This window comes from Bacillus sp. MMSF_3353, from assembly GCF_030733445.1.
GTDB classification, from domain to species: domain Bacteria; phylum Bacillota; class Bacilli; order Bacillales; family Bacillaceae_G; genus Bacillus_A; species Bacillus_A wiedmannii.
Map to the genome: position 1 here is coordinate 179,434 of NZ_JASHJA010000001.1, position 19,359 is coordinate 198,792.

General features: G+C 35.7%; 21 protein-coding genes and 2 tRNA genes. 19 read left to right on the forward strand and 4 right to left on the reverse strand.

Annotation, left to right across the window (positions count from 1 at the left end; all coding sequences use genetic code 11):
• Positions 1-49: 49 nt before the first annotated feature.
• The gene (locus RBB48_RS00960; protein ID WP_087985341.1) at positions 50-1,015 is read right to left on the reverse strand and encodes a DMT family transporter; all 966 of its coding nucleotides are present in this window, start codon (positions 1,013-1,015) and stop codon (positions 50-52) included.
• A gap of 100 nt (positions 1,016-1,115) precedes the next feature.
• On the opposite strand from RBB48_RS00960, the gene RBB48_RS00965 reads away from it, so the two are divergent.
• Entirely contained in the window at positions 1,116-1,688 is a 573-nt protein-coding gene (locus tag RBB48_RS00965; RefSeq protein ID WP_097908282.1) for a helix-turn-helix domain-containing protein, read from the forward strand.
• Positions 1,689-1,753: 65 nt separating this feature from the next.
• Here the strand turns inward: RBB48_RS00965 and RBB48_RS00970 are convergent, their stop codons facing one another.
• The gene (locus RBB48_RS00970; RefSeq protein ID WP_000044335.1) at positions 1,754-1,939 is read right to left on the reverse strand and encodes a PspC domain-containing protein; all 186 of its coding nucleotides are present in this window, start codon (positions 1,937-1,939) and stop codon (positions 1,754-1,756) included.
• Between the two features lie 333 nt (positions 1,940-2,272).
• Here RBB48_RS00970 and RBB48_RS00975 point away from each other — a divergent pair, with 333 nt between their 5' ends.
• The 6 genes from RBB48_RS00975 (at position 2,273) to RBB48_RS01000 (ending at position 7,390) form a co-directional block, all read left to right on the forward strand.
• The gene (locus RBB48_RS00975; protein ID WP_075312488.1) at positions 2,273-3,514 is read left to right on the forward strand and encodes an amidohydrolase family protein; all 1,242 of its coding nucleotides are present in this window, start codon (positions 2,273-2,275) and stop codon (positions 3,512-3,514) included.
• A 98-nt stretch (positions 3,515-3,612) separates the two neighbouring features.
• Complete coding sequence (locus RBB48_RS00980; RefSeq protein ID WP_306007320.1) at positions 3,613-4,908, forward strand: purine/pyrimidine permease; 1,296 nt, start codon at positions 3,613-3,615, stop codon at positions 4,906-4,908.
• Between the two features lie 165 nt (positions 4,909-5,073).
• Positions 5,074-5,298 (forward strand): spore germination transcription factor GerE, encoded by a 225-nt coding sequence (gene gerE, locus RBB48_RS00985; RefSeq protein WP_000659484.1) that lies wholly within the window; start codon positions 5,074-5,076, stop codon positions 5,296-5,298.
• A gap of 186 nt (positions 5,299-5,484) precedes the next feature.
• Complete coding sequence (locus RBB48_RS00990; RefSeq protein WP_048541328.1) at positions 5,485-5,772, forward strand: hypothetical protein; 288 nt, start codon at positions 5,485-5,487, stop codon at positions 5,770-5,772.
• A gap of 157 nt (positions 5,773-5,929) precedes the next feature.
• On the forward strand, positions 5,930-6,592 hold the full coding sequence (locus RBB48_RS00995; RefSeq protein WP_097908281.1) for a type 1 glutamine amidotransferase domain-containing protein: 663 nt from the start codon (positions 5,930-5,932) through the stop codon (positions 6,590-6,592).
• A gap of 159 nt (positions 6,593-6,751) precedes the next feature.
• The gene (locus RBB48_RS01000; RefSeq protein WP_097908280.1) at positions 6,752-7,390 is read left to right on the forward strand and encodes a TetR/AcrR family transcriptional regulator; all 639 of its coding nucleotides are present in this window, start codon (positions 6,752-6,754) and stop codon (positions 7,388-7,390) included.
• Between the two features lie 49 nt (positions 7,391-7,439).
• Here RBB48_RS01000 and RBB48_RS01005 read toward each other — a convergent pair whose 3' ends face one another.
• Entirely contained in the window at positions 7,440-8,123 is a 684-nt protein-coding gene (locus RBB48_RS01005) for a type 1 glutamine amidotransferase domain-containing protein (protein WP_088610030.1), read from the reverse strand.
• Between the two features lie 369 nt (positions 8,124-8,492).
• On the opposite strand from RBB48_RS01005, the gene RBB48_RS01010 reads away from it, so the two are divergent.
• The 9 genes from RBB48_RS01010 (at position 8,493) to RBB48_RS01050 (ending at position 14,892) form a co-directional block, all read left to right on the forward strand.
• Positions 8,493-9,818: an MFS transporter gene (locus RBB48_RS01010; protein WP_306007321.1), complete on the forward strand. Its 1,326-nt coding sequence runs from the start codon at positions 8,493-8,495 to the stop codon at positions 9,816-9,818.
• A gap of 209 nt (positions 9,819-10,027) precedes the next feature.
• A complete protein-coding gene (gene racE / locus RBB48_RS01015) occupies positions 10,028-10,837 on the forward strand; it encodes a glutamate racemase (protein ID WP_000774000.1) in 810 nt (269 codons plus the stop codon).
• Between the two features lie 131 nt (positions 10,838-10,968).
• On the forward strand, positions 10,969-12,018 hold the full coding sequence (gene gerM / locus RBB48_RS01020) for a spore germination protein GerM (RefSeq protein WP_097908278.1): 1,050 nt from the start codon (positions 10,969-10,971) through the stop codon (positions 12,016-12,018).
• Positions 12,019-12,146: 128 nt separating this feature from the next.
• Entirely contained in the window at positions 12,147-12,884 is a 738-nt protein-coding gene (gene rph / locus RBB48_RS01025) for a ribonuclease PH (RefSeq protein WP_098344616.1), read from the forward strand.
• 11 nt (positions 12,885-12,895) lie between these two features.
• On the forward strand, positions 12,896-13,504 hold the full coding sequence (locus RBB48_RS01030) for an XTP/dITP diphosphatase (protein WP_142310503.1): 609 nt from the start codon (positions 12,896-12,898) through the stop codon (positions 13,502-13,504).
• Positions 13,505-13,517: 13 nt separating this feature from the next.
• Complete coding sequence (locus RBB48_RS01035; RefSeq protein ID WP_097908276.1) at positions 13,518-14,021, forward strand: metallophosphoesterase; 504 nt, start codon at positions 13,518-13,520, stop codon at positions 14,019-14,021.
• 109 nt (positions 14,022-14,130) lie between these two features.
• Positions 14,131-14,204 (forward strand) — tRNA-Gly (locus tag RBB48_RS01040).
• Position 14,205: 1 nt separating this feature from the next.
• A tRNA-Arg gene (locus tag RBB48_RS01045) sits at positions 14,206-14,279 on the forward strand.
• Positions 14,280-14,691: 412 nt separating this feature from the next.
• The gene (locus tag RBB48_RS01050) at positions 14,692-14,892 is read left to right on the forward strand and encodes a hypothetical protein (protein ID WP_000124458.1); all 201 of its coding nucleotides are present in this window, start codon (positions 14,692-14,694) and stop codon (positions 14,890-14,892) included.
• Positions 14,893-14,977: 85 nt separating this feature from the next.
• On the opposite strand, the gene RBB48_RS01055 is transcribed toward RBB48_RS01050, so the two are convergent.
• Positions 14,978-15,592 carry a PH domain-containing protein gene (locus tag RBB48_RS01055; protein ID WP_306007322.1) on the reverse strand — a complete coding sequence of 205 codons (615 nt, stop codon included), beginning with the start codon at positions 15,590-15,592 and terminating at the stop codon, positions 14,978-14,980.
• A 518-nt stretch (positions 15,593-16,110) separates the two neighbouring features.
• On the opposite strand from RBB48_RS01055, the gene RBB48_RS01060 reads away from it, so the two are divergent.
• From RBB48_RS01060 to tig, 3 genes are all read left to right on the forward strand, one after another.
• On the forward strand, positions 16,111-16,359 hold the full coding sequence (locus tag RBB48_RS01060; RefSeq protein ID WP_001983650.1) for a hypothetical protein: 249 nt from the start codon (positions 16,111-16,113) through the stop codon (positions 16,357-16,359).
• A gap of 197 nt (positions 16,360-16,556) precedes the next feature.
• Positions 16,557-17,555 carry a hypothetical protein gene (locus RBB48_RS01065; RefSeq protein WP_046956273.1) on the forward strand — a complete coding sequence of 333 codons (999 nt, stop codon included), beginning with the start codon at positions 16,557-16,559 and terminating at the stop codon, positions 17,553-17,555.
• 309 nt (positions 17,556-17,864) lie between these two features.
• Entirely contained in the window at positions 17,865-19,142 is a 1,278-nt protein-coding gene (gene tig / locus RBB48_RS01070; RefSeq protein WP_000729261.1) for a trigger factor, read from the forward strand.
• Positions 19,143-19,359: the final 217 nt, after the last annotated feature.

The window sequence follows — 19,359 nt, forward strand, 5'->3', positions numbered from 1 at the left end:
GGACAATAAAAAAAGAGTATAGTTCTTTGTTAGAGAACTATACTCTTTTTTATGCAGTTTTTTTCTGCCTAACGACTGGAGCAGAACGGTTTAAAACGCTATTTGCAACCATTCCTAACATAATAATAATCATTCCTAGTAGGGAAAGACCACCAGGAAATGAACCATTCAAGAAAACAATTTCGCCAAGCACGGTAAAGACCATCGTTCCAGCTTGCGTTGCTTCAACAGCTCCAAGTAGAGAGAGGTTATCTTTGGCTAAGTCAGTAGCAAAGAAAAATGTCATCGTCGCAATCACGCCAGAACATAAGGCTAACAAAAATCCTTGCAACATTTGGCTGGATGTTGGAATACCGGTAGTAGAAAATCCATATATACCAAGTAAAATTGTTATAGGTAGACTTCCTATTGCCATTCCTAATACACGTTGGAACGTATCAAGACGTCCGCCAACAAGTTCCATCATTTTTCGGTTGCCGAATGGATATAAGAAGGCTGCTACTACGACAGGTAAAAAACCTGAAATGAACTGAGTCATTGTAATATGACCTGCTGCAGTCGCTTGCATACAAATTACACCAAGTAAAATAAATAATGCGACATATAAACTACGAAGTGGAATTTTTCCGCGTACAAGTTTTGTGCCTGATTTCGTTTCTAATTTAACGAAGAATAATGGTGATAAAAGTAAACCTGCTAATATAGTAACTTGCCAAGTTCCAGCAACGAGCCAAGCTGGAGAAAAGACAGCTGCGAAACTTAATAAAGAATAGAAACCAATACCAGCAACGGAACCCCATCCGATCCACGCTAATGGATGTTTCTTTAATTCTTCCCATAAACCCCTTAAGTTTTTGCGAAATAAAACGATAAGGAATAAAATAGGGAGAGCAAATAAAAAACGGAAGGAAGCTGTCCAGGCCCAGCTCGTTCCAGATACATTCATCGCTCGATTAATAATAAAGGTTGCGGAAAAAAAGGCTGATGATAAAAGGCCTAATAAAATTGCGCGCATGAAGTATAGCACTCCTTTCGGAATTTGATAATTATGTATAGTATAATATACTTAAAAATGATAAAAGTAAACTATTTTATACTTTAAGGTGGTTTTATAGATGAAAGAACATGAAGATATGCAAACGAAAGAAGTCATTCAGCAAGTAGGTCAGCTGTTAAGACAAATTCGAAATGAACAAAAATTAAGTTTAGAAGAATTAGCCCAAAAAACAGGGGTTAGTAAATTAACATTAGGAAAGATTGAAAGAGGCGAAACGAATCCGACGTTAGCTGTCATTTGGAAAATAACGAAAGGGTTATCGATTCCTTTATCGAGATTGATGGTTGTTGGAGAACCTGTAGCTGTGGCGCGCTGCGGAGAAGGATTTGCAGTAGATGTAGGACAAGCATGGCATTTAGAAACGATGTTCCGCTATACGAAAGAAACGGGGATGGAAATGCACCGTGCTTGTTTAAGATCGAATAGTATATATGAACCAGAAGCTCATCATGAAGGTGCTATTGAGCTTGTAACAGTAATGAAAGGGAAAGTATCGATTCAAGTAGAAAGCGATGTATACGAATTAAATGAGTTTGACTCTATTCAATTTGAAGCGAATAAAAAACATAGTTATAGAAATGAAGAAGATCAAGTAGCAGTATTACATTTAACGATGAAATATTCTTCATAAAAAAATCACCTATAGAATTCTATAGGTGATTTTTTATATTTCGATTAAGTATATGCAGGATGCCACTAGTACGAACGTGGCATAAGTAATAAACAAATAAAATAAACTAAAAACCCCGTCCCAAAACATAAAATAGCAATGACCCAAAGTATGCGAATGAGAGTAGAGCTAATATCAAAATATTCCCCTAAACCACCACATATACCAAATAGCATTTTATCAGTTTCGGATTTACATAACCTTTTTGACATCTTCCAATCCACTCCTTTTTATCCCGCTTTAACGGGTAGTAAGAACTCCACCTAAAAATTCAGCGAAAGCAAAGAAGTTAGGTGGGGATTAACTGCCTGTAAAAGCCCGATTGGTTTAACTAATGATCAGTGGGGGGATGAACAACCCCCCACTGATCAAAGTTTCACTTTATAGCAAGCTATATACTTCTATTCTATATGGAAATTTATGAGAAGACTATGCGGTTGTATTACATTTTTTTTTGGGAACAGTCGTATTAATTGTCTTAATTTTCAGTTGATATTAAAATTATAGTAAGAGGTAACTTTTAATAAAGGGTGGGGGAAATAGAGATGACAGTATATTGGCTGACTAATGTAATGCTTGAATCGGGGTATACATATGAAGAGGGGAGAATTTCCCAAACAGAAACAGAGTTATGTAGTTTACTCATTGAAGATGGACGAATTAAAAAAATGATAGCAGGGGCTGTTCAAGAGGAAGGAGTATTAATTCTTGATGCTAATCGTTTATTGATTTTGCCAGCTTTCGAAGAGATGCATATTCATATTGATAAGACATATTATAGTGGCCCTTGGAAAGCTTGTATGCCAGCAGAGAATATTTTTACGCGTTTTAATGAAGAAGAAAAAATTCTGCCGAAGCAATTAGCAACTGCTCAAGATAGGGCGGAAAATATGTTAGCGTTATTGCTTCGAAATGGTGCAACGAATATAAGAACGCATTGTAATGTTGATCCGATTATTGGACTTGGTAATTTGGAGGCGACGTTAGCGGCGTTGGAAACATATAAAAATCAGGTTTCTGGTAGAATTGTTGCTTTTCCGCAACATGGATTATTGCGCAGTAATTCTGTACAACTTGTGAAAGATGCGATGCGTATGGGTGCGCATCTAGTCGGTGGAGTGGATCCAGCTACAGTGGATAATGATATTGAAAAATCATTACATACCATTATGGATATCGCAGTAGAATTTAATGCGGATGTTGATATTCATCTGCATGATGCGAATAATCTTGGGACGTTTACGATGAAGCGATTGGCAAGTTTAACAGAAGAAGCGGGATGGCAAGGTCGCGTAACAATTAGTCATGCACTTGGACTTGGTGGTGTTACGGATAAAGAAGTTGAAGAAGTGGCGGAAAGACTAGCTGCTTTAAATATTGATATTACTTCAACGGTGCCAATTGGGAAACAAGTAATCCCAATTCCGTTATTAGATAAAAAAGGTGTGAAAGTTTCATTAGGAAATGATAGTATTACTGATCATTGGTCACCGTTTGGCACAGGTGATATGCTGCAAAAGGCAAATCGATTAGCGGAACGTTTTGGGTGGAGTGACGAAAGGTCTTTAGGAAAAGCCCTTCACTTTATTACGGGAGGAAAAGAAACGTTAAACAATGAAGGGAAGCGAGCATGGCCGAATGTAGGAGATGAAGCGAGTTTTGTTTTGACGAATGCAACATGTACTGCTGAAGCGGTAGCGCGTCAAACAGAGAAACGTTTAGTCGTGCATAAAGGGAATATTGTTGTTGGAAGTTTAAATGAGGTGGAATTAAATAATCTTGTGTAAAAGAATCGTGTAAATGTTTTGAGGAGGGTTCTAATTGTGAGTGTAGAACCCTTCTTTGTTATGCTTGCAATATATTTCTTATAGGGAAGCTAGAAAGGATGAAAAATTTGGACAATCAACATAACCAAAATCATATTATGGGAACTTTGCAATGGTTTATATTTTTATTAGCGAATTCAATCGCACTACCAATTGTCGTTGGCGGATTATTTCATCTTACAACGGAAGAAATATTTTATTTAATGCAGCGTACGTTTTTGGTAGTTGGTATATCTTCTTTTTTACAAGGGTGGCTTGGACATAGACTACCAATTGCGGATGGAGCAGCTGGATCGTGGGTTGGAGTATTTACCGTACTTGCTTATGCAACGGCCGGGCAAGATCAATTACATAGTACGTTGCAAATTTTAGAATTAGGAATGATAATTTCCGGTGTTATTTTAATAGGATTAGGAGTCACTGGTTTTATCGGACGTATTTTATTTTTATTCACGCCGCTTGTGACAGGGACGTTTTTACTTTTACTATGTTTACAATTAAGCGGTGTATTTCTAAAAGGAATGCTAGGAATTACTGCTACTGTTTCTCAAATCGATGGATTTACAGCGATAATTGCGTTTAGCATATTTCTTTTCGTTATTATACTATCTAACTTCGGAAAAGGTTTTGTCAAAAGTTATGCGGTTTTAATAGGATTAATTAGTGGGTGGATTCTTTTTCTCATTGCAGGAAAAATGACGATTCCATCTCAAGTAACTCATTTTGTGCAACTTCCACATGTATTTGCTTGGGGACTTCCAAAGTGGAATACAGGTATGGCTGTATCCAGTTTCGTTATGGTATGTATTTTAGTTTCAAATACAGTGGCAGCTATTATAGCAATTAATCAAGCTACCATTCAAAAGGGGACTATTGAACAAAAACAGTTGAAGGGTGGTACGTGGGTTGGAGGGATTTCGCATATCATTTCTTCTGTATTTTCAACTGTAGGTGTCGTGCCGTTACCAGCAACGGCAGGATTTATACGTTTAACGAAACAAAAATATATACGATCGTTCTTACTAGCATGTTTGTTACTAGTCGTAATGTCGTTGTTTCCAAATATTATTCGTTACTTAGCATCGTTACCACCCGCTGTCGCATCTGCGGTTTTAATGGCTTCGTTCGTACAGTTAATTGGAATTGGGTTTCATAATATAAAACAAGTGCCAATGAGCGAAAGGAATGTAACGGTTTTAGGAGTTTCTGTATTATTTGGAAGCGGTGTTATGTTTTTACCGTCTGGAGCACTCCAATCACTGCCGTCTGTTATGCAATATATATTCGGAAATGGTTTGTTCGTAGGTACAGTTGTCAGCATATTACTAGAACAAATATGGCGTAATGAAAAGTGAGTGGATACAAAGAGTGTCTGCACTGTATAAAAGTCTAAAATAACATGTGAAATAAAGCCTATTTTCATTCACCACCCGCACATTTCGTTCATACAATATCTTGACTAAATAAACACCCAACTTACACATACACGGCTCTGGCTTAAGCAAGGAGGTTTATACCAGTTGAAGGAAAAAGCGTATCAATCTAAACCGTTACTCACAAAGAGAGAGAGAGAAGTATTTGAATTACTGGTTCAAGATAAAACAACGAAGGAAATTGCAGGTGAACTTTTTATCAGTGAAAAAACAGTACGCAACCACATCTCAAACGCAATGCAAAAGCTAGGAGTTAAAGGACGTTCACAAGCAGTTGTTGAGCTTCTTCGCATGGGAGAGCTCGAACTATAAAAAGAAAGCCGACTTTTATATGAAGAGTCGGCTATTTTTCTGTTTATATTTTGAACTTAAAAAGGTATTTCAGACTTTGAGAAGGAAGATATGTTTAAGAAAGAAACGTTAAAAATAACTACTTTAGAACATGATGAGGCATTCAGGGTAGGTATCTTTGTCATTTACAAATAAGAAGGTGCAAATATGAAGTTGTATTTTAAGGATATGGAGATAGGTGAAATTAAAGATGTTTTTGGAGACATGCCATGGATGTATGGAACAATTCGTCTATATGAAAATAGTAAACCGTTCCAAAAATATTTTCGTGAGATGGTAGACGAAGATAGTGGATTTGATTTTGAAAGCATAGATCCTGAATTTTTATATGAAGGAAATTGGTCTGTTTTTGATGAGGATAATCAGCGGTATTTAGGGATTGATATACCCGCTATTCATATGGAGGATAACACGATTGCGTGGCGTTGGAGATAAAAGTTATAAGGTTGTGAAAAGCTTCGTACGAAAGAATTCAAACGATAACAACAAGTTGACTTTTATACAAAAGGTCAGCTTGTTGTTATCGTTTTTTCCGCTTGCTATATGAATGATAAGAACATTCCATACATAAATAGGTAGTAAGGAGGGGGATATGTTGAAAAGGATATTGTTAGTTTCAACAAGCGCTCATGATATGAATGGACACCCGACTGGTTTGTGGTTGGAAGAGCTCGCAGCTCCTTATAATGTATTTAAAAAAGCTAAGTTCGATGTTGATATTGTGTCGATAAAGGGCGGTAAAGTACCTATTGATAGAGTGTCTATTCCGAACGGGATACCTCGTGAATTTAAGTATGTCACTTCTTTATTGCAAAATACGAAGCCGATCTCAAATGTTCATTTTTCGGATTATGATGCGGTTTTATTTGGTGGTGGGCACGGGGCAATTGTAGATTTTCCAGGTAATCCATATGTTGCAAATTTGATTGAGAATATGTACAACAATAACCGGATTGTAGCGGCTGTTTGTCACGGAGTAAGTTCTTTAGTCGGTGTGAAAAATAAAGATGGCTCGTTTTTTGTTGCCGGTAAGCGTATAACAGGTTATACAAACGATGAGGAAAAAGCTGTGCATTTAGAAAAGCGAGTGCCGTTTTTATTAGAAAGTAAATTGAAAGAAGAAGGAGCTTTGTTTTATGTTGCTCCAAATTTCACACCGCATGTAGTAGTAGATGGGCGTTTAATTACAGGGCAAAACCCGCAGTCTAGTATGGAAATAGGGAAAGCTATAAGAAGAGCTGTAAATAAATTATAGAAAAGGTGCTCGCTACTCATAAAGGTAGCGGGCATTTTTTCAGTAGTGTAAATGAAAAAGATTTAAACTAAAAAGATGTATTGAGTATAGTGACTTCATTTATAATTAATCGTGAATTTGCTATACTATTTTGTATGGACAAAAGGGGAGGCTCTTTTAATGAGAAAAGTTGCGTGTGCAAATACTTATATTAATAAAATAAAGCCCGTTATTAGAAAAACGAGTTTTAGTCAATTGAAAATAGATGAAATTGCGAAATATATGGATATTAGTAAAGCTACTTTATATAAACGTTTTTCTTCAAAAGATGAGATTATTGAAGCTGTGGTAGAAGATTTTATGAATTACCTTCTTGAGGGAGATGCGGATAATCAAGATGAAAGTATGTCTTTTGCAGAACGTTTCCAAAAGACGTTTATCCACTCTTTAAAATGTGTGACATATATTTCTGATGTCTTTTTACAAGATTTGAAAGAGGCATATCCGCACTTATTTGATCAGTTAGTTGCTGCACAACAAAATCGTAATCAAAATTTGCAAATGTTTTTTGAAGCTGGTATGGAACAAGGCTACTTTAATAAAATGAACGCACAATTATTTATGGTGCAAGATGATGTGATGTTAAGACGTATTATAAATCATTCTTTTTGTATTCAGTACGATATTACGTTAAAGAAAGCGATACTTGATTTTTATCAATTGAAGAAGTATCAACTTTTTAAACCAGAGTATATAGATGCAATTGATGATTCGGAAATTGAAAAAGAAGTTATTGCTATTTTGCAAATGATTTCGTAAAAAAGCAGGTTTTCCTATAGTAATGGAAAACTTGCTTTTTTATTACCTGTTATTTGTTTACGTGTTGTAATACTAATTCAGCTACTGGACCACCTGAAGCTGGGTTTTGACCAGTGATAACACGATTATCTTCTATAGCATAAGCTTCCCAAGGTTGCGCAGCTTTTTTGTAAAGTCCTCCATTTTTAATGAGTTCATCTTCTGTTAAAAATGGAACAAATTGATCTAATTCAGCTAGTTTTTCTTCTTCGTTTGAAAAACCTGTTACTTTTTTACCACTAATTAAACGTTCCCCATTACTTAATGTGATATGAAATAAACCAGCAGCTCCGTGACAAACAGAGGAAACGATTCCGCCATTTTCATAAATGTTGCGGCTAATCATTTGAAGTTCTTTATTTTCTGGGAAGTCCCAAATCACACCGTGACCGCCTGCGTAATAAATGACGGCGTAGTCTTCTGGGTTCACTTCACTCGGTTTCATTGTAGAACCGAGACGATTCATAAATTCTTTCTTTTGATACCATTCCCAATCGACGCTCTCTGCCATTGCTAAACTATGCGGATCAATTGGTGTATAACCGCCTTGTGGGCTGACATAATCTACTTCGTAACCAGCTTCTTCTACTTTTTTAACGAAATGGACAGCTTCACCAAGCCAAAGCCCAGTAGCTCTATTTAAATTTGGATATTTTTCTACGCTCGTTAATACGACTAACATTTTTTTCTTCATCATAATCCCCCTATAATGTTTCTTCTATATAAAAGCTCTTTATTTACTTAATTTTATTAAGTTAGAAATTGCAAACTTGAATAACCACGTCAGTCCTCCTTATATCGGATTCGAAATTAGTGTATAACAATTTTTGAACAAAGTAAACTAAAAACACTAATTTAGTTTACTTTGTATATTTTTCGTTGACAAACTGTAATGCTGAAACTATGATAGTTCCATGAATATCGAACAACGTACATGTTTCGTTTCGAATTCAGTTTGTCGCGCGATAAATTTATACATTTGATGAAGTTGTTTAGTGTTGAGAGAAGCGCTAAACAACTTTATTTTCATTTGCAGCTACTACAATCAGGAGAGGTGTTACACATGGGGAAAGATATAAGTAACCATTCAAAATGGTTTGTTTTCACATTATGTTTTATCGTTTTATTAGGACCGATGAATGCGGTTTTATTTAATGTAGCGTTAGAAGATATTGCTAATGATTTATCCATTAGCCAATCGAAAGTAAGCTGGGTTGTAGTAGGTTATTCCTTGGTTGTCGGTATTGGTTCGATGATCTATGGGAAGCTGGCTGATCGTTACAGTGTAAAAAAACTATTAATTATTTCAATCATCATATTTGTAGCGGGTTCTATTATTGGATTTATGAATCAATCTTATACGATTACCATTCTTGCAAGATTAGTGCAGGCGAGTGGAGGAGCGGCGTTTATTGCGCTTAGTATGATTGCAGTGGCAAAATTAGTTGTTCCTGATAAGAAGCCTGATGCATTAGCGATGATCAGTTCTTCTATTGCATTAGCAATAGGTATTGGTCCTTTAGTTGGCGGGGCTATTACAAATACATTGGGTTGGCCATATTTATTTTTATTTATGGTTATTTCAGTAGTTGGGATTTTCTTACTTATAAAATTTATGCCAGAAGAAGCACAGCATACGGATGAAGCGTTTCATTTTGATTACATTGGAGCGGTGTTATTATTTGCGTTCATTACGACTGTTTTATTAGGTGTAAATATTAATAGTTGGCTATTTGTGTTATCGGTAGTTTTCTTATTTTTATTCACGGTTCGTATGAAGAACGCGGAGCATCCATTTATTGATATTGAGTTGTTTGCAAATAAACCATTTCTTCGTTTAATAGCGGTCGGATTTATAATGAATGTGGCGTTATGTGCTAGTTTATTATTATTACCATTGCTGTTAGGAAGAGAGCACGGATTGTCTCCATTCGTTATCGGAATTGCATTGTTTATTGCATCACTCTTTGGTATTGTATCTAGTTTTATTACTGGAAAAATTGTCCCTTCCTTTGGAAATGTGAATATGATTTATGTAGCGTCTGTCATTATGATCGTTGGCTTTTTAATTTTAGGGTTTATTCCGAATGGGAACATAGTCGTTATTGTAGTGGCGATTATTTTAATATTTATGAGTTATTCAGCTATTCAAGTATCATTAAACACATTTATACCGAAAACATTACATCCAACTAAAGTTGGAGTCGGTCTTGGTTTATATAATTTAATTAACTTTTTCGGTATGGCATTTGGACCAGCTGTAGCGAGCAAAATTATGGAATCTACAAATAGTTATCGTTTGAATTTTATTTTAATTGTCATTTTAATTTCTTCTCATTTCTTCTTATTAATAGGAATGTCTTCTTTCCAAAAAAAGATGGAGCAATAAATACGCGCTTTATATAGAAGAAACCGACTTTCATATAGAAGGTCGGTTATTTTTCTGTCTTGCAAATTATGAAAAAAAGGAGCAAAATAAAAAAGTCCTAGTCTATACAGGTACAAATGAAAATTTTCATACAGAAGCAGTTTAAGTTAGCGAACTTAAAGTGTGTAAAATATAATGATAAAATAAGATGATGAATGAGAAAACGGGTGATGAAGTTGAATAGAGCAATCGGTGTTATCGATTCAGGAGTTGGCGGTTTAACAGTAGCGAAGGAATTAATTCGTCAGTTGCCGAAAGAGCGTATTATATATTTAGGGGATACGGCACGTTGCCCTTATGGTCCACGTTCTCGAGAAGAAGTGCGTCAATTTACGTGGGAAATGACGGAGCATTTACTAGATTTAAATATCAAAATGTTAGTTATTGCGTGTAATACAGCAACCGCGGTTGTATTAGAAGAGATGCAGAAACAATTACCAATTCCAGTGGTAGGAGTTATTCACCCAGGATCACGTACAGCTTTAAAAGTGACAAACACGTATCATGTTGGGATTATTGGAACGATTGGAACGGTGAAAAGTGGTGCATACGAAGAAGCGCTAAAGTCTATTAATAACCGTGTTATGGTAGAAAGTTTAGCGTGTCCGCCTTTCGTTGAGCTTGTAGAGAGTGGGAATTTTGAAAGTGAAATGGCGTATGAAGTTGTACGAGAAACGTTGCAACCGCTGAAAAATACTGATATTGATACACTTATTTTAGGTTGTACACATTATCCAATTTTAGGTCCTGTTATTAAAAAAGTAATGGGGGATAAAGTACAACTCATTAGTTCAGGTGATGAAACAGCGCGCGAAGTAAGTACAATTTTATACCATAGTAAAATGTTGAATGAGGGAGAGGAACAAAGTGATCATCTCTTCTTAACGACAGGAAAAATAGGCCTATTTAAAGAAATTGCATCAAAATGGTTCGGTCAACCGATTGAAAATGTGAAACATATTCATTTAGAAAAAGAATAATAGTAGAATCCATATAAGTGAGCTCCTGAGAAATCAGGAGTTTTTTTGTTTATAGGAAGCACAGCTTGTTCTAAAAAGTGAAACAGCTCGTATACATAATAGTACAAACTTAGATTTTAGGGGGGAATGGCATGCCTAAATCCACTTTTAAATGGGTTGTTGGTGCTACTGTGAGCGCTGTTTTACTAACAGGGTGTGGCTTTATAAATCAGGAGAAAGCAACGGAACAAATTGATCCGCCAAAACAAGTTACGTATACAGAGGGTGGAAAGAAAGAAGTAGCTAAGAAAGATAAGCAAGGACAAACGGTGAATAGAGAACTATACCTTGTTGATAAAAATGGCTATGTTGTACCGCAAACGTTAGCTATACCTACTCCGAAAGCGAATGAGGTCATTCAGCAAACGTTAGAGTACCTTGTGAAAGATGGACCGGTAACGAATTTATTACCGAATGGGTTCCGTGCAGTCATTCCAGCGAATACATCGATGACACTAGATTTGAAAAAAGATGGGACGGCAGTCATTGATTTCTCTAAAGAAATGAAAAACTATGCAAAAGAGGAAGAGCGTCAGATGGTTGAGTCAATAGCCTGGACGTTGACGCAATTTAAAGAAATAAAACAAGTGCAGTTCCAAATAAATGGTGAGAAATTGGCAAAGATGCCTGTTGGTGGTACACCGATTGGTGAAGGGGTGAGCCGTGCTAATGGTATCAACTTCGATGATGAACAAGTAGCGGATGTAACAAATACAAAACCGGTTACACTTTATTTTATGGCACAAAATAATAATAAGCAGCAATACTACGTACCAGTAACACGCCGCGTTGTAGAAGGAAAAGAAAATGATTATGCAGCAATTGTAGATGAACTTGTAAAAGGACCGATTCATCAATCGCTTCTGAATGATTTTAATCCAGGAGTTAAGTTGATTACGAATCCGAAGTTACAAGATGGAAATCTTACATTAAACTTTAATGAAAATATATTTATAAACCCAGATAAAAATATGGTTTCAAATTACGTATTGAAGTCGTTAGTTTTATCTTTAACAGAAAAGAAAGGCGTGAAAAGTGTTTCTATTGAAGTAAATGGTAAAGCGAATCTTATAGATGAAAAGGGCGGAAAGTTAATAAAACCTGTCGATCGTCCAGAAAACGTGAATACAGGTAGTTTTTAATCTTCAATAATTTGATATACTTAAGTAAGAAAGGGGAATTGCTTTTTGGGTTCCTCTTCTTTTATTGTATACATATCATACATTTAAATTTGGCTATACTAACAAGTAGTTATGAGGAGGTTATTTTTATGCGAGTAGATGGTAGAGAGAAAACAGAATTACGCCATATACATATTCATACGAATTATTTAAAACATCCAGAGGGATCAGTATTAATTGAGGTTGGGGATACAAAGGTAATTTGCTCAGCGACAATTGAAGAGCGTGTCCCACCGTTTATGCGTGGAGAAGGAAAGGGCTGGGTAACAGCTGAATATGCGATGATTCCACGTGCAACAGAACAACGTACAATTAGGGAATCAAGTAAAGGGAAAGTAACAGGACGTACAATGGAAATCCAGCGCTTAATTGGACGAGCATTACGTGCGGTAGTTGACTTAGAAGCACTTGGTGAGAGAACGGTTTGGATTGATTGTGATGTTATTCAAGCGGATGGTGGAACGAGAACTGCTTCTATTACAGGTGCATATGTAGCAATGGTATTAGCGTTTGAGAAGTTATTACAAGCAGAAAAAGTATCTAAAATTCCAGTAAAAGATTATTTAGCAGCAACGTCAGTAGGAATTGTTGAAGAGCAAGGTGTTGTTTTAGATTTAAACTACGCAGAAGATTCTAAAGCAGACGTTGATATGAACGTAATTATGACTGGAAAAGGTCAGTTTGTTGAAGTGCAAGGAACTGGAGAAGAGGCGACGTTTAACAGAGCGCAGTTAAATGAATTACTTGATGCTGCGGAACAAGGTATCTTCCAACTAATCGACATGCAAAAAGAAGCGTTAGGTGACATCGTATCTCATATAGAGTAGAGGTGGAAAGTATGAAACAAGTTGTTGTAGCGACAAAAAATATAGGGAAAGTACGTGAATTTGCTGAGTTATTTGAGCGATTTGATTTAGAAGTAAAATCATTGCACGATTTTCCTCATATTGAAGAAGTCGAAGAAACTGGTGAAACATTTGAAGAAAATGCGATCTTAAAAGCGGATAGTCTGAGTAGACAGCTGAATGCGATCGTAATCGCGGATGATTCAGGTCTTATTGTAGATGCTTTAAATGGAAAACCAGGCGTGTATTCAGCTCGTTTTGCTGGAGAGCCGAAAGATGATCAAGCGAATATTGATAAAGTGTTACAAGAATTAAATGAAATAGCGTTTGAAAAGCGTAAAGCTCGTTTCTACTGTGCATTAGCAGTGGCTTTCCCTGAAGGGGATAAAAAGCCTGTCATTGTAAACGGGACGTGCGAAGGGTATATTTTAGAGCAGCGCCGCGGGGAAAACGGCTTTGGATATGATCCGATTTTTTATGTGGAAGAATATAAAAGAGCGATGGCGGAACTAAGTTCAGATGAGAAAAATGCCATTAGCCACCGTGGACGTGCTCTTCGTAAGCTAGAAGAAAAAATCCCTGAATGGTTTTTAGGAGAATAAGGGAGAGAGATTGATGAAAGCTTTAATCGTAAGCGATAGTCATAGCTCCGTGAAGGAATTACAGCAGTTGAAAGAGAACTATGAAGGAAAAGTAGATGTCATGATTCATTGCGGTGATTCAGAGCTAACGCCTGCTCATGAAGAGCTGCAAGGTTTCCATGTTGTAAAAGGGAACTGTGATTACGCTAACTTTCAAGATGAAATTGTAACTGATGTAGATGGCATTCGTTTCGTAGTTGTGCACGGACATCGTCATAACGTGAAAATGACATTACAAACATTAGCGTACCATGCGGAAGAGGTAGGGGCGCAAGTTGCATGCTTCGGACACTCTCACGTATTAGGTGCAGAATTAATCGATGACGTTTTATTTATTAATCCAGGCAGTATTTTATTGCCACGTCAGCGTGTAGAAAAGACATTTGCTTTATTAGAAATGGATGAAAATCAAATGGAAGTTCGTTTTGAAACATTAGACGGACAACTAGTTGAACAAGCAGTTTTTAAAAGAGGATAAGAAAAATTATCCTCTTTTAAAAAAGGTGTTGACTTTATGTATGGTTATACATATAATAAATATTGTCGATAGGGCAACAGCGCTAACGAAGAAAAATAAAATAACATATGCGGGTGTAGTTTAGTGGTAAAACAAGAGCCTTCCAAGCTCTGGTCGAGAGTTCGATTCTCTTCACCCGCTCCATGTCCCAGTAGCTCAGCCGGATAGAGCATACGCCTTCTAAGCGTACGGTCGGGAGTTCGAATCTCTCCTGGGACGCTAAAAAAACCTTGTTATCTTTTGATAACAAGGTTTTTTGTTTGTTTAAAAATTGATGTATGTGCAAGAGGTGTAAAAAATATAAAGTAACATATGATAATTATTATATACAACAGATTAAAGTGCATTAAGAAAAGAGCGCTATTTATGCGCCCTATTTCTCTTGTTTAATTTAAAGAATCAATAGGCTTATGATGAAACTTAAATCCATATCTATATTATCCCAATTGTTCACTTAGAATATTATAAAACTTTTTACCATTCTAGTACGATTAAGCAGCCGTTATCGGAACTTATCCCCGACAGTGTGTTACAATTAATAGAAGCGGAAAACGAGAATCTCCAATTGACTGGACGTGTGATTGGTTGGACAGTTTAAGAAGGTTGTATAAAAAAGGGAGATGGCGCAAAGATGGCTAGATCAAATGAGAATGATTTAACAGAGAAATTGGCAGAAGGTCACCGGAAATATGGTGATGGCAACTTTACAGTACAGAACATCGGTGATGAAACTAACCCAGATTGGACTGTTGTAAAAAATGTGAGGAAGGGATCGGCAGGCATTCGTGAAGGAGAAGATATATTAAGACTGCGATCAAAATATATAAAATAGTACGGAAATGGGCGGAGTGGGAGTTCAAATCTCTCCTGGGACGCTAAGAAACCCTTGTTATCTTTTGATAACAAGGGTTTCTTGTTTAGTTATTAATAAACTTCTCAAATACAAAACCATAATCTTTCACGTTATATTGTTTCTTCGTATCAACGAGCCAGTTAAAGGCGATCTCGTTCATTTCTTTAAATTGTTCTGCTAAATTTACTTGTGCGTTTGAAATACGGCTGAAAGCGTTAGATGCCATATCTAGACTTTTATGTGCATACTGTAATGTAATATCGTTGTCGTATGAAATTTCTTCTATTTTAAGTAAAGCCTTATATAAATCTTTTAATTCTTCAATATGTTTTTTATGAACATCAATTGAATAATGCTCATCCCCCATCTGGAACTTAATTTCTACGTCTAAATCAATCGTTCCTGCAGTTTCAAGTGCTACGTTTTTAATTTGATACTTACTATAACTAAAGCGGCGTAGTGTACGTTTTTTACTTGTTGCACTTGTACCATCTAGGTGGATTAATCCTTTGTTTGTGAAACAATATTCATCTGATTTTGATTTGATTAAAAAATAAATTTTCTCCCCATCTTCATGCATCACGTAATCATCAGCATCAACTTTATCGTAATCTTTCGGTGTAATGACAGAACCTACATCGCTTAGCCCTAATACATCTGCAGCCATTATTTTAAACATACATAATCCCCCTTTTAAATTAAATTCTTAATTGTATAAAAATATATTAACACGATTTCAATAAAGTGTTTTCTTATAATTAAAAACATTTGAAGGTAAGTTAAGAAAAGTAACAAATAATTATTTCAACCCTAAGTTATTTAGTAAATCTATCAGTTTAAGAGTGGATTCTCCGAAAAATAACCAGGAGAAAAAGTTAATTTTGCAAGTAATTATAGAGAAATTCCGTGAAAACCTCTCAAGTAATATGAGGTTTTTTTCTATCCATTTTGAAATCTTACAATTCTGTAAGGTAACTGTAAGGAAGTTCGATGGTAACAAATTGCTAATCCTCTATAATAAAGGTAACAACGATAAAACGAGGAGGAAGAAATGATGAAAGGATTAATTGTAACGGGTTTAACAGTTGCTTTTGGATTTGTAGCGTATGAGAAATTAACGTATGTAGTTGATGTTGTAAAACATTTAATCGCTTAGTAAAAAAACTGCCATGAGAGGGAAAGGGAATGAGTGAATGAATGGAATGGTTATTTGGAATTATAGGTACTTGTAGTGTAGTGTTATTGTTCTTTGTCCCGAGTGGTATACTTAGTTCGACAACGAGTTTGTTCTTCTTAAGTTTGTTTGCTTGTACGATGCTTATTATTATGTTTTTAATGAAGCGAAGTAAACCAATCTTCTATTTTAGCATGATTGTTATGGCAATTATTGTTCTCCAAATTATTACCCTTGTTATATACCCCACTATTATAAAAGCTTTCCATTAATGATGAATCCTCTGCTTTAATTGCTGAGGATTTTTATTTGTACATTTTTAATTTTTAGTAAGGATTTGTTTATATCGAAATGTAAAAATTAAATATTCCCATATTTCAAACAAAGGGTTTTGGGATGTTGTGTTCTTATTACTCATTTGATATATTTACTTTAAAGATAATTAAAATCTAGAAAAAGAGGCGGACGTATGGATAAAAAAGAAAATACGGTCGTATTGTTTCCACAACTATCAGAGCGATATATTGATGAAGGTTTTTTAGCACTGAAAGAGCGGAAATTCGAAGATGCATTGCGCTGCTTTGAAATATTACGTCAGTATAATGCAGAAACGGAACAAACGGAACTCGCTTCTGTTATTTGTTTGTTAGAATTAAAACATATGGAAGAAGCGAAAGACAAATGTGAACAGTTACTTGAAACAGGAGCTGTATTATTTGGTGATATTCTTGAAACATATGTGACGATTTTAGTTCAAACAAATGATTATGAAGGTGTCATTGAAATCGTTGAAAAGGTTTTGCAAACGAAAGATGTAATGCCTGAGCAAAAGGAAAAATTAGCACAGCTCGCTTTATTTGCAGAAGGTATGTTAAGTGAAGTAGATACGTCACTAGTCGATTCGAATTTTGAATTGGATGAGTTTACTAATGAAATGTTTGGAGAAAACTTTGGGCAAAAGCTAAGAGCGATTCAGCAACTTTCGTTAAAAGACTTGGATCTTGCATTACCTATTTTAAAGAAATTTTTAATAGACGAAAAACAGCACCCTTATTTGAAAACTTCTATTTTATATAAAATGATAGAAAATCAAATAGAAGAAGAGATAGAGGTAGAAAAGTTTGGAAATACGATCAAGGTGATTCCAGCATTTACAGGTCATAATGAGGAGCAATCCAATAACATTATACATACATTATCAAGCCGATTAGAGCAAAATTATCCCGATATATTTGATGCGATGGTTACATATTGGAAAGAATTGCGAATTAGCGTTTTCCCATTCGCTCTATTAATGGATAAAGTGGAGATTTGGGCTGCTGTTTTAGAGAGAATTGGAAGAAAGCGTTTCGGATTGACTATTGATGAAGAAGAGCTTATGACAGCGTATAATATTGAATTAGAAGAGTTTCATATTGCCTATCAATGGTTATTACGTGTTGAAAGAGAAGGATATTTGCCCGTATAATTATGAAAAAGAATCGTTCGGTTCTTGAAACGAGCATATTCTATGTTATAATGTAAGGGTTGCAAAAGGCAGAAATCTGCCTGTTTGTAAGAGAAGAGAAGTGTAATTCTCTTACTTAATATGTTTCATATTATTCTCGAACAAAATATACCGTAGTTGTCTTTTAGGCAATTAGTAGATTGGAACATTATATCTGAAAGCTTTTGCTAGAGGATTATTTGTACTTTTGTTATTTCAAAAAAGAGATAATGAAGATTTTAATCTATAGAGGTATGTGCATACATTATTATAGTTGGAGGGAAAGAATAAATGGCTGCAAAATGGGAAAAATTAGAAGGTAACGTAGGCGTTTTAACAATCGAAGTTGATGCTAAAGAAGTAAACAACTCTATCGACGCTGCGTTCAAAAAAGTAGTACAAACAATTAACGTACCAGGTTTCCGTAAAGGGAAAATGCCTCGTCCGTTATTCGAACAACGCTTTGGTATCGAATCTTTATACCAAGATGCTTTAGATATCATCTTACCAAAAGCATACGGTGAAGCGATCGATGAAGCTGGTATCTTCCCAGTTGATCATCCTGAAATCAACATCGAGAAGTTCGAAAAAAATGCTAACCTTATCTTCACTGCAAAAGTTACAGTGAAACCTGAAGTTAAATTAGGTGAGTACAAAGGTTTAGCAGTAGAAAAAGTTGAAACAACTGTAACTGACGAAGATGTAGAGAACGAATTAAAATCTTTACAAGAGCGTCAAGCTGAACTAGTTGTTAAAGAAGAAGGAACTGTTGAAAACGGTGATACAGCTGTAATCGACTTCGAAGGTTTCGTTGATGGCGAAGCATTTGAAGGCGGAAAAGGCGAAAACTATTCTCTTGCAATCGGTTCTGGTACTTTCATCCCTGGTTTCGAAGAGCAAGTAATTGGTCTTAAATCTGGTGATTCTAAAGAAGTTGAAGTATCATTCCCAGAAGAGTACCACGCTGCTGAATTAGCTGGTAAACCAGCTACATTCAAAGTAACAATTCACGAAATCAAAACAAAAGAACTTCCTGAGTTAAACGACGAGTTCGCTAAAGAAGCTGACGAAGAAGTTGCAACTCTTGATGAATTAAAAACAAAACTTCGCACAAACTTAGAAGAAGGCAAAAAGCACGAAGCTGAGCACAAAGTACGTGACGAAGTAGTAGAATTAGCTGCTGCTAACGCTGAAATCGAGATTCCAGAAGCTATGATCGACACTGAGTTAGATCGTATGGTTCGTGAATTCGAGCAACGTTTAAGCCAACAAGGCATGAACCTTGAGCTTTACTACCAATTCACAGGTACTGACGCTGACAAGTTAAAAGAGCAAATGAAAGAAGACGCTCAAAAACGCGTAAGAATCAATCTTGTTCTTGAAGCTATCATTGAAGCTGAAAACATCGAAGTTACTGAAGAAGAAGTAACTGCAGAAGTTGAAAAAATGGCTGAAATGTACGGTATGCCAGTAGACGCTATCAAGCAAGCTCTTGGAAGCGTAGACGCTTTATCTGAAGACCTTAAAGTGCGTAAAGCTGTAGACTTCTTAGTAGACAACGCTGCATAATAAAATAACAAGGCGCGATTTTAATCGTGCCTTGTTTTATAAATATAGAAATATATTTATAAAACTTTTCGATGAAGAAGGAAAACTTCCTTTACAAGTCGAATATACATATTTCAAAAGTTTTAAAATTTTTTTATTTGTACATAACTAGTCATATTATTTGTATTTCTCGCCACGTAGTGACATAATATGTATTTACATACGATACATTTATCGT

What these genes read in the sequence shown, in the direction of transcription:
- RBB48_RS00960 (WP_087985341.1), bottom strand. Translation starts at nt 1,015, where the DNA reads ATGCGCGCAATTTTATTAGGCCTTTTATCATCAGCCTTTTTTTCCGCA.
- RBB48_RS00965 (WP_097908282.1), top strand. Translation starts at nt 1,116, where the DNA reads ATGAAAGAACATGAAGATATGCAAACGAAAGAAGTCATTCAGCAAGTA.
- RBB48_RS00970 (WP_000044335.1), bottom strand. Translation starts at nt 1,939, where the DNA reads ATGTCAAAAAGGTTATGTAAATCCGAAACTGATAAAATGCTATTTGGT.
- RBB48_RS00975 (WP_075312488.1), top strand. Translation starts at nt 2,273, where the DNA reads ATGACAGTATATTGGCTGACTAATGTAATGCTTGAATCGGGGTATACA.
- RBB48_RS00980 (WP_306007320.1), top strand. Translation starts at nt 3,613, where the DNA reads ATGAAAAATTTGGACAATCAACATAACCAAAATCATATTATGGGAACT.
- RBB48_RS00990 (WP_048541328.1), top strand. Translation starts at nt 5,485, where the DNA reads ATGAAGTTGTATTTTAAGGATATGGAGATAGGTGAAATTAAAGATGTT.
- RBB48_RS00995 (WP_097908281.1), top strand. Translation starts at nt 5,930, where the DNA reads ATGTTGAAAAGGATATTGTTAGTTTCAACAAGCGCTCATGATATGAAT.
- RBB48_RS01000 (WP_097908280.1), top strand. Translation starts at nt 6,752, where the DNA reads ATGAGAAAAGTTGCGTGTGCAAATACTTATATTAATAAAATAAAGCCC.
- RBB48_RS01005 (WP_088610030.1), bottom strand. Translation starts at nt 8,123, where the DNA reads ATGAAGAAAAAAATGTTAGTCGTATTAACGAGCGTAGAAAAATATCCA.
- RBB48_RS01010 (WP_306007321.1), top strand. Translation starts at nt 8,493, where the DNA reads ATGGGGAAAGATATAAGTAACCATTCAAAATGGTTTGTTTTCACATTA.
- racE (WP_000774000.1), top strand. Translation starts at nt 10,028, where the DNA reads ATGAAGTTGAATAGAGCAATCGGTGTTATCGATTCAGGAGTTGGCGGT.
- gerM (WP_097908278.1), top strand. Translation starts at nt 10,969, where the DNA reads ATGCCTAAATCCACTTTTAAATGGGTTGTTGGTGCTACTGTGAGCGCT.
- rph (WP_098344616.1), top strand. Translation starts at nt 12,147, where the DNA reads ATGCGAGTAGATGGTAGAGAGAAAACAGAATTACGCCATATACATATT.
- RBB48_RS01030 (WP_142310503.1), top strand. Translation starts at nt 12,896, where the DNA reads ATGAAACAAGTTGTTGTAGCGACAAAAAATATAGGGAAAGTACGTGAA.
- RBB48_RS01035 (WP_097908276.1), top strand. Translation starts at nt 13,518, where the DNA reads ATGAAAGCTTTAATCGTAAGCGATAGTCATAGCTCCGTGAAGGAATTA.
- RBB48_RS01050 (WP_000124458.1), top strand. Translation starts at nt 14,692, where the DNA reads ATGGCTAGATCAAATGAGAATGATTTAACAGAGAAATTGGCAGAAGGT.
- RBB48_RS01055 (WP_306007322.1), bottom strand. Translation starts at nt 15,592, where the DNA reads ATGTTTAAAATAATGGCTGCAGATGTATTAGGGCTAAGCGATGTAGGT.
- RBB48_RS01060 (WP_001983650.1), top strand. Translation starts at nt 16,111, where the DNA reads ATGGAATGGTTATTTGGAATTATAGGTACTTGTAGTGTAGTGTTATTG.
- RBB48_RS01065 (WP_046956273.1), top strand. Translation starts at nt 16,557, where the DNA reads ATGGATAAAAAAGAAAATACGGTCGTATTGTTTCCACAACTATCAGAG.
- tig (WP_000729261.1), top strand. Translation starts at nt 17,865, where the DNA reads ATGGCTGCAAAATGGGAAAAATTAGAAGGTAACGTAGGCGTTTTAACA.